This window comes from Cyanobacteriota bacterium (assembly GCA_025054735.1).
Lineage (GTDB): Bacteria > Cyanobacteriota > Cyanobacteriia > SKYG9 > SKYG9 > SKYG9.
This window is the reverse complement of the sequence record JANWZG010000647.1, coordinates 1-1,336: the sequence shown is the minus strand read 5'-3', so window position 1 is coordinate 1,336 and position 1,336 is coordinate 1. Positions and strand designations below refer to the sequence as shown.

Sequence of the window (1,336 nt, the reverse complement as noted above, 5' to 3'; positions counted from 1 at the left end):
AACAAGCCTGTAGGCTCCAGCAGGCCATTACCCCTGATACTCAACCAGCCTGCATTGTGTATCCCTCGACTCCAGAGATGCTAGCCGCAGTCGTTGGTTGTGCTCACCACCAAGGTTGGCCCCTGGCAATTATGGGTAGCGGCAGTAAACTGACGTGGGGAGGGTTGCGATCGGGCATTCAGGTTGCTGTCAGCACAATACGTCTCAATCGCCTAGTGGATCATGCTGTCGGGGATATGACCGTCACTGTGGAGGCTGGAATGCCACTATCAACCCTGCAACCAATCCTGGCACAAGCAGGACAATGGTTACCTGTGGATCCACTGTATGGTGAACAGGCTAGCGTTGGTGGCACGATCGCAACGGCAGCTACGGGTTCCTTGCGCCATCGCTATGGTGGCATTCGTGATTTGGTGCTAGGCATCACTATTGTGCGCTGTGATGGCCAACTTGCCAAAGCGGGGGGACGAGTGGTGAAAAATGTGGCAGGCTATGATCTGATGAAGTTGTTTACTGGTTCCTATGGCACGCTTGGGATTATTTCCCAGGCGACCTTTCGGGTCTATCCGTTGCCTGAAGCGTCTCAAACTGTACTGTTGGTAGGAGATGCTGACAGCGTTGCCCAAGCTAGTCGCACGGTGGTGGGGTCGGCCTTGACCCCGATCGCAGTGGATTTACTCTCCGCTGACCTGGCTAAGTCCCTCGGTTTAGGAACAGATATTGGCTTAGCTGTAAGGTTTCAAGGTTTTTCTGCCAGTGTGACTGAGCAGAGCGATCGGGTCTCTGCGGTTGCTGATACTTTGGGATTAACCCATCAAATCCTTAGTAATCAAGCTGACCAGCAGTGGTGGCAACAACGTCAACAGGCCATGGCACAAACCACTCCACCAACCCTACTCTGCAAGGTCGGCATTCGATCTACTGAAGCGGTTAGCTTGTTGAGGCAGGTTGCAGCATTACCGGCTAGTCGAGCTGTAATTCATGCAGCTAGTGGCACAGGTTGGCTACGGTTGGCAGAGTCTGTCGCGATCGCTGATATCATGGCAATCCGAGCCTACTGTCAGGCAGCCGGTGGCTACCTCTCTATCCTCGAAGCCCCGATCGCCCTCAAACAAGACTGTGATCTATGGGGCTATCATGGTAATGCACTAGACTTAATGCGGCGACTAAAATACCAGTTTGATCCGAGTAATCTCCTCAATCCGGGTTGCTTTGTCGGTGGCATCTAGCTAATCTATACCCCTTATCCATTGCTTCAACTGGTGGGTGACAGACGCAGACAGACAACTCTTTACATTAAAATTTAAGCAAACTAGCATCTTGGCAATACCAGAGG

1 protein-coding gene is annotated in these 1,336 nt (G+C 52.2%); it reads left to right on the top strand.

Annotated elements, in window-relative coordinates; translation table 11 throughout:
• Positions 1-1,229: FAD-binding oxidoreductase (locus NZ772_19055; GenBank protein ID MCS6815657.1), on the top strand; the 1,229-nt coding region annotated here is incomplete at its 5' end.
• Positions 1,230-1,336: the final 107 nt, after the last annotated feature.